This is a genomic window from Mesorhizobium sp. M7A.F.Ca.AU.001.01.1.1 (genome assembly GCF_004022735.1).
GTDB lineage: Bacteria > Pseudomonadota > Alphaproteobacteria > Rhizobiales > Rhizobiaceae > Mesorhizobium > Mesorhizobium ciceri.
Genome location: NZ_RZPF01000651.1, coordinates 1 through 3,756, shown reverse-complemented (window position 1 = coordinate 3,756; position 3,756 = coordinate 1). Strand labels below are relative to the sequence as shown.

Genomic DNA, 3,756 nt, shown 5'->3' with positions numbered 1-3,756 from the left:
AGCTTCGGCCGCCCGGCCGTCAGCACGCAGTCCTTGCCGCTGGGCTTGTAATCCCTTAGCCCCCAGGTCAGCTTGAAATTGGTGTAGGCGATGGCGCGGGCAATGCCGAGCTTTGGCCCTTTCTCGCCGATCGAGCGGTAGAGTTCGGCGCCGGACTGGCCCGAGATCGCGTAGGGCTCGATCTTCTCGACCGGCTTCCACTCGGCATGAGCGGTGAGCGGCAAGGCCAGCAGGGCGGCAAAGGACAGACACAGGCGAATGCAGGCTCTCAATCCAACTCTCCGCGAAACAGGACCGGCTGCCGCAAGGGGCAATGCCATCGGATCGCTTTTTCCTATATGCTTGCGACGGGCGCTGCAAATGCCCTGAAGGCAGTTGGGGGAGCCATGAGAGTTGCACATCTCGTCGTCGCCGGTGCGGTAGCGGTCCTGCAGGCCGCGCAACCGGCGTTTGCCGCGTCGTGCGGCGGCTGGAGCGCCAGGATGGAGGAAGACGAGGGCGGCAGCGTGCTGACGGCCTCGGTCTGCGGCGGGCCGAAAGGCGATGCGTATCTGATGCTGACCTGTTTCGACACGCCGGTGCTGAGCTACGATCTCGGCGCCAACGGCCGGCAATTGGAGCCTGGCATCAGCGGTTCGTTCGCGTTCAAGGCCGACGGCAAGACGGTAACTAAGGCGCTGCAGCTGGAGGCCATGTACAACTACTTCGTGGTCAACCTGGCGAAAGCCGATCCGCTGCTCGACCTGTTGCGCGGCAAGGGCGATGTGTCGGTCAGTTCAGCCAAATATGGCGAGATCAGCTTTCCGCTGAAGGGTTCAAGCGCGGCCATCGGCAAGGTGCTGGCGCAGTGCGGCAAGGCCCAGCCCGCCGATGGGGATTGAGGACTTCGTCATCCGAAGGCCTCCGAGACGGAGCTGCGCTCCTGCTTCGCCCTAGGATTGTTTGAGCAGGATCAGGTAGTTTGGCGGCCGGGACTGCGGCCCATCACCCCACCCAGTCGTACCGTCGCGGCCATCAGTTCCTCGTCCGAAAACCCGGAAAAACCCAGCACCAGGCCTTGCCGGGACGCCCCGCCGATGAACATCGAGGACAAGGCCCTGGCGCCGACACCTGCCGCCTTCGCCGCCTCGACGATCGCCGTGTCCGGCCCGGCGTGCTTCAGCGTCGCCATCAAGTGCAGCCCCTGTTCGGGCACGGTTACCTCGAGGGCATCGCCGCAATGCGTCTCGAGGCCGGCGACCAGCACGTCGCGCGCGGCTTGCACCCGGCGGCGCACGCGCCTGAGATGCGCGGCGAAATGGCCCTCGTTCAACAGGTCGGTCAGCGCGCCTTCGGCCAGCGTCGAGGGGAAGCGGTCGGAGCGCGCCCTGACCGCCATCACGGCATCGAGCAGCGCTTCGGGCACCACGACATAGCCGATGCGCAGGCCGGGGAAGAGGATTTTCGAGAAGGTGCCGAGATAGGCGACACGGCCCGAGCCGTCCATGCCCTGCAGCGAGGTCAGCGGCGGGCCGGCATAGCGGAACTCGCTGTCGTAATCGTCCTCGATGATCCAGGCATCGTTGCGCCGCGCCCAGTCGAGCAAAGCGAGACGGCGGCGCATCGTCATCGTCACGCCGAGCGGATATTGATGCGAGGGCGTGACATAGGCCGCGCGCGCCTTGGAGCACAGGCTTTCGCCGATCTCGGGATCGAGCCCTTCCGCGTCGACGGGTACGCCAAAAACCGTGGCCCCGCTGCCGGCCAGCACGGCGTGCGCCATGGGATAGCAGGGGTTTTCGATCCAGACGGCATCGCCGGGACGAAGTGCTGCACGCACCAGGAGATCGAGCCCCTGCTGCGTGCCCGACGTCAGCACGATCTGGCCGGCGTCGCAGCGCACGCCGCGTGCGGTCCTGAGATAGGTGGCAATTGCCGTGCGCAGCGGCAGGCCGCCGCGCGGGTCGCCATAGCGGAAATGCTCCGGTCCGGGGCGGGTGAGGTGGCGCGACAGAAGGATGCGAAACATATCAAGCGTGCGCGGATCGGAGACCGCAACGCCAAGGCCGCAAGGTAGCGACGCCGCGACGTCGATCTCCGCTGGACGCGGCTTGATCAGCGTCAGCGGCAGATGCGGCACATCAGGCGCGACGAAGGTGCCGGCGCCGACCTTGGCGACCGCAAACCCCTCCGAGATCAGCATTTCGAAACAGGCAACCGCCGCCGAACGCGACAGGCCGAAGCGCTGTGCGAGATCCCGGGTGGTCGGGAGTTTCGCCCCGGTGGCCAGCGCGCCGGTCTCGATCAGCCGCCTGAGCGCCGCATAAAGCTCGCGGCTGCGCGGGCCGTCGCCCGGCAGGACCGGGATCAGCGCCGACCAATCCGGAAAATTGGTCCGGTTTTTCTTCATGGGATTGGTTCTTTTATCGACCAATGTCATGGCGCATGGTTGGCAGACGACAACCAAGGATGCAAGCCGTGAACGACACGCCAGCCAGTTTTCCGACCACCAGCCGCAACCGCGTCAAGCGCCTGCACGAGCGCGGCAGCTACGACCATGCGGCAGTCTTCGCGGTGCTGGATGCCGGGCTGCTGTGCCATGTCGCCTATACGTTCGATGGCCAGCCCTATTGCACGCCGACCATCCACTGGCGCGAGGACGACATGCTGTACTGGCACGGCTCGTCGGCCAGCCGCATGCTGCGCAATCTGCGCGGCGGCACGCCGGCCTGTCTCACGGTGTCGCATCTCGACGGGCTGGTGCTGGCGCGCTCGGGCTTCAACCATTCGGCCAACTACCGCTCGGCGATGTGTTTCGGCACGGCGCGAATCGTCGACGAGCCGCAGGAGAAACTGAAGGCGCTGGCCGGCGTCGTCGACCGTTTCTATCCCGGCCGGAGCGAGACCCTGAGGCCGATCTCGGCGCAGGAGGCCAAGGCGACGACGGTGATCGGCATGCGTATTGAAGAGGCATCGGCGAAGGTACGCGCCAAGGGCGTCGGCGACGACGAGGAGGATTACGGGCATCCGGTTTGGGCCGGCGTCATCCCGGTGCGGATGGTGGTCGGCGCCGCCGAGCCGTGTCCGAGGCTGATGCCTGACATGGAGCGGCCGCGGAACCTGGCTGGATATGCCGAGGGCGCGCGGCTCGATGAGGCGCTGACGCAGGCGCAGCGGGTTTATGAGGGCGAAGTTTAGCCCGCGCCTAGTGGGAACGTATTCAAATCTTGCCGCTGCCGCCGCCTCGCGATATCTCGACACCATGATCACCTTCCGCCGTGCGCAGGCCTCCGACCTGCCTGATATCGTGGCCATGCTGGCCGACGATCCGCTTGGCGCCGGCCGCGAGGACGCTTCCTTGCCGCTGGCGCAAGGTTATGTCGACGCTTTCAACGCCATCGACGCCGATCCCAATCAGCTGCTGGCGGTGGCCGTGGATGGCGGCGAGGTGGTCGGCACCTTGCAGGTAACTTTCCTTGCCGGGCTCTCGCGCAAGGGCGCGTGGCGCGGCCAGATCGAGGCGGTTCGGGTCGCCGGCCACAGGCGCTCGGACGGCATCGGCAGGCAGATGATCGAATGGGCGATCGACGCGTGCCGCGCGCGCGGCTGCGGCCTCGTTCAACTGACCACCGACAAAGGGCGGGCGGACGCGCATCGTTTTTACGAAAGCCTCGGCTTCACCGGCAGCCATCTCGGCTACAAGAAGAGCCTTTAGGCGGTCGGAAAACGCTGCAACACTTTTGTGGAACTGCTCGCGGCGTTCGAGCAGTGCGCCAG

At 66.2% G+C, this 3,756-nt stretch carries 5 protein-coding genes; 3 read left to right on the top strand and 2 right to left on the bottom strand.

Features of this window, described 5'->3' with window-relative positions:
- Window positions 1-272, bottom strand: a 272-nt coding sequence (locus EN884_RS29080; RefSeq protein ID WP_128360886.1) for a DUF922 domain-containing protein, incomplete at its 3' end; no start/stop codon positions are given.
- 114 nt (window positions 273-386) lie between these two features.
- Between EN884_RS29080 and EN884_RS29075 the strand changes: the two genes are divergently transcribed.
- Window positions 387-881 (top strand): hypothetical protein, encoded by a 495-nt coding sequence (locus EN884_RS29075; protein WP_224621167.1) that lies wholly within the window; start codon window positions 387-389, stop codon window positions 879-881.
- 71 nt (window positions 882-952) lie between these two features.
- Here the strand turns inward: EN884_RS29075 and EN884_RS29070 are convergent, their stop codons facing one another.
- Complete coding sequence (locus tag EN884_RS29070) at window positions 953-2,389, bottom strand: PLP-dependent aminotransferase family protein (protein ID WP_082826687.1); 1,437 nt, start codon at window positions 2,387-2,389, stop codon at window positions 953-955.
- 35 nt (window positions 2,390-2,424) lie between these two features.
- Here EN884_RS29070 and EN884_RS29065 point away from each other — a divergent pair, with 35 nt between their 5' ends.
- Window positions 2,425-3,177, top strand: a complete 753-nt coding sequence (locus EN884_RS29065) for a pyridoxamine 5'-phosphate oxidase family protein (protein WP_063168570.1) — start codon at window positions 2,425-2,427, stop codon at window positions 3,175-3,177.
- Window positions 3,178-3,241: 64 nt separating this feature from the next.
- Window positions 3,242-3,694 (top strand): GNAT family N-acetyltransferase, encoded by a 453-nt coding sequence (locus EN884_RS29060; protein WP_063170279.1) that lies wholly within the window; start codon window positions 3,242-3,244, stop codon window positions 3,692-3,694.
- Window positions 3,695-3,756: the final 62 nt, after the last annotated feature.

Bases quoted from the DNA above. Each gene is read 5' to 3' on its own strand.
- EN884_RS29075 (WP_224621167.1), top strand. From the start codon at position 387: ATGAGAGTTGCACATCTCGTCGTCGCCGGTGCGGTAGCGGTCCTGCAG.
- EN884_RS29060 (WP_063170279.1), top strand. From the start codon at position 3,242: ATGATCACCTTCCGCCGTGCGCAGGCCTCCGACCTGCCTGATATCGTG.
- EN884_RS29070 (WP_082826687.1), bottom strand. From the start codon at position 2,389: ATGAAGAAAAACCGGACCAATTTTCCGGATTGGTCGGCGCTGATCCCG.
- EN884_RS29065 (WP_063168570.1), top strand. From the start codon at position 2,425: ATGGTTGGCAGACGACAACCAAGGATGCAAGCCGTGAACGACACGCCA.